The organism is Streptomyces sp. SPB074, from assembly GCF_000154905.1.
Classification (GTDB): domain Bacteria; phylum Actinomycetota; class Actinomycetes; order Streptomycetales; family Streptomycetaceae; genus Streptomyces.
In genome coordinates this window covers 3369798-3372575 of sequence record NZ_GG770539.1, presented here as the reverse complement: position 1 = coordinate 3372575, position 2778 = coordinate 3369798, and the positions used below count along the sequence as shown (strand labels likewise).

Sequence of the window (2778 nt, the reverse complement as noted above, 5' to 3'; positions counted from 1 at the left end):
AGGGCTGAGCCGCGCAGCGCGTCCCCCGCGCCCCCGCCCTCGCGCGGGTCCGTCCGCCGCGGCGGCCTCCAGGGCTGACGCCCCTCGCCCTGGGGGTCACCGGGGCGGACGGGTCATCGCACGCGTTCCGTGCGGGGGTTGAGGAGCACGTGGACGTGCATGTCGTGCCGGCCGTCCGCGTGGCGGGCCCCGGCGGCGCGGGTGGCTTCGAGGGCGTAGCCCGCCTTCCGCGCGACGCGGCACGAGGCGTTGTTGCGCGTGGAGTGCTGGAGGACGAGGCGGGCGAAGCCGTCCGCGAGGGCCCAGGCCGTCAGCGCCGCCACGGCGCGCGGCGCGAGGCCCTTGCCGCGTGCGGCGGGGACGGTCCAGTAGCCGATCTCGGCCTCGCCGTCGCGCGCGTCGATCCGGTGGAGACCGCAGCGGCCGAGCACGGTGCCGCCCGAGGCGATCGCCCACTCGGCCCTGGCCCCGGAGTGCCGCGCCTGCCGCCACCCGGCGATCCACTCCGCCGCCTCCGCCGCCGAATCGGCCCGGCGGGCGTGCCAGTACTGGATCGCCGGATCGTCGTACGCGGCCCGGACCGCCTCCGCGTCCCCCTCCTCCCACGGGCGCAGCGCCGCCTCCGTACCGGGCAGGGGAAGCACCGGTTGCGGGCGGCCGGAGAAGGCGCCGGGGGACAGGGCGGGCGGGACGAGTCGCGGCACGGGGGCATTCTTCGCCCGGCGGCCCGTGCCGCGCACCGGATTTCCCGGCGGCCGCGCACCGGGGCTCCCCGGCGCCGTCGCTCAGGCGCTCGAACCGGGGCGCGCGATCATCAGGACCGTCACCGCGACCCACAGCAGGTTGAAGATCCCCGTCACCATGCCGAGGCGCGGCGCCGCCCACGCCCCCGTCGCGGGGCCCTCGCCGGTGAGCGCGTGCTCCTGGCCCGGCAGGATCAGCAGGACGAGGAGGACGGCCGCCAGCGCCGTGAGCGCGATCGACGCCCCCACCCACGGGTCCCCGAGCACGCCCATCGTCGCGCCCGTCGCGAAGCCGAGGAGCGGCACCGCGAGGGAGACGGCGGCGTAGACGCGGCAGATCCGGTGCAGGAGCGCGGGGCCCGAGGCGGTCGCCTCACGGCGGTGGAACGCGGGGAACACGCTCGCCGCGACCGCCACCGGGCCCACCGCCAGGATCGCCGCGACGACGTGCAGGGACAGGAAAAGAGTCTTCACGGGACGACGACGCTACGGGGGGCCACCGCCCGGGCCCAGTGACAAAAGTGACACCCTCCGCCGACTTTCCGCCACCGCGCCGGAGCGGTGCGCATGGCCCGTCCCACCTGCATGGATGCCGCGTCTCGGTCCGTACGGAGGGAGGAACGCGCCGGGCGCGGGGCGGTACGTTCATGCCATGCACACCGTCGCCGTCCTCGCCCTCGACCACGTGATCCCCTTCGATCTCTCGGTGCCCGTCGAGACCTTCGGGCGGACGCGGCTGCCGGACGGCCGCGACGGGTACCGGGTCCAGGTCTGCGCCGCGTCCCCGGGCGAGGAACTGGCCACCGGGGCGTTCACGCTGCGCGCGCCGTACGGGCTCGACGCGCTCCGTACCGCCGACACCGTCGTCGTGCCGGGCACCGCGACACCGCTCGCTCCGCTGCCCGTGCCCGTCCGGGACGCGCTGCGCGCGGCGGCGGCGCGCGGGACGCGTATCGCCTCGGTCTGCACGGGCGCCTTCCCGCTCGCCGCGACCGGGCTGCTCGACGGCCTGCGCGCCACGACCCACTGGGCCGCGGCGGCGCTGCTCGCCGAGACGTACCCGGCCGTCGAGGTCGATCCCGACGTCCTGCACGTCGACAACGGGCAGTTCCTCACCTCGGCCGGGGCCGCCGCCGGACTCGACCTGTGCCTGTACCTCGTACGCCGGGACTACGGCTCCGCCGTCGCGGCCGACACCGCGCGGCTCTCCGTCATGCCGCTCGAACGCGAGGGCGGACAGGCGCAGTTCATCGTGGCTGCACCCGCCGGGCCTGCCGGGGGCGCCGAGCTGGAACCCCTGCTCGCCTGGCTCGACGCGCACCTCGACGAGGAGATGACGGTCGAGCGGATGGCGCGGCGGGCCGGGACGAGCACACGGACCCTGATCCGGCACTTCAAGGAGCAGACGGGGACCACGCCCCTGCGCTGGCTGCACCGGGCGCGGGTGCGCAGGGGGCAGCACCTGCTGGAGACGACCGGGCACTCGGTGGAACGGATCGCGGGACAGGTCGGCTTCGGCTCCGCCGGGGCGTTCCGCGAGCGGTTCAAGCGGACGACCGGGGTCAGCCCCCAGCACTACCGGCGCGCGTTCGGCGGGGCGACGGCCGGGTGAGGCCCGCCCCGGGAGCGGCCGGGAAGGGAGCCCGCGAGGCGGGTGAACGCCCACCCGCCTCGCGGGCGGGGGTCACCAGCCCTGGTGGCCGTGGTGCCGGGCCGGGGCGTCGGCGTTGACGCAGGTGTTGCCGAAGGCCGGGTTGAGCAGGCCGATCACGTTGACCATGTTGCCGCAGGCGTTCACGGGGATGTGGACCGGGACCTGGACCAGGTTGCCCGAGAGGACGCCGGGGGAACCGGCGGCGAGGCCCTGGGCCCCGGCGTCGGCCGAGGCCGCCCCGGCCGCTCCGACGAGGGCCGCTCCGGCGGCGAGGGCGAGGCCCGCGGTCCTGATCATGCGACGCATGGTCGTGCTCCGTTCCTGACCCGCGCGGACCGCGCCGATCGCGGCACCGTCACGGGGTGAGGCCGCCCCGGGGGG

Annotated in this window: 4 protein-coding genes; 1 reads left to right on the top strand and 3 read right to left on the bottom strand. The window is 76.7% G+C overall.

Annotated features, from left to right (window positions below; all coding sequences use genetic code 11):
- Positions 1-113 precede the first annotated feature (113 nt).
- Positions 114-704: a GNAT family N-acetyltransferase gene (locus tag SSBG_RS13935; protein ID WP_008746758.1), complete on the bottom strand. Its 591-nt coding sequence runs from the start codon at positions 702-704 to the stop codon at positions 114-116.
- A gap of 81 nt (positions 705-785) precedes the next feature.
- On the bottom strand, positions 786-1217 hold the full coding sequence (locus SSBG_RS13930; RefSeq protein WP_008746757.1) for a hypothetical protein: 432 nt from the start codon (positions 1215-1217) through the stop codon (positions 786-788).
- A 178-nt stretch (positions 1218-1395) separates the two neighbouring features.
- Between SSBG_RS13930 and SSBG_RS13925 the strand changes: the two genes are divergently transcribed.
- On the top strand, positions 1396-2355 hold the full coding sequence (locus SSBG_RS13925) for a GlxA family transcriptional regulator (protein ID WP_008746756.1): 960 nt from the start codon (positions 1396-1398) through the stop codon (positions 2353-2355).
- 72 nt (positions 2356-2427) lie between these two features.
- Here SSBG_RS13925 and SSBG_RS13920 read toward each other — a convergent pair whose 3' ends face one another.
- Positions 2428-2703 carry a chaplin gene (locus SSBG_RS13920; RefSeq protein WP_008746755.1) on the bottom strand — a complete coding sequence of 92 codons (276 nt, stop codon included), beginning with the start codon at positions 2701-2703 and terminating at the stop codon, positions 2428-2430.
- Positions 2704-2778: the final 75 nt, after the last annotated feature.

What these genes read in the sequence shown, in the direction of transcription:
- SSBG_RS13925 (WP_008746756.1), top strand. Translation starts at nt 1,396, where the DNA reads ATGCACACCGTCGCCGTCCTCGCCCTCGACCACGTGATCCCCTTCGAT.
- SSBG_RS13920 (WP_008746755.1), bottom strand. Translation starts at nt 2,703, where the DNA reads ATGCGTCGCATGATCAGGACCGCGGGCCTCGCCCTCGCCGCCGGAGCG.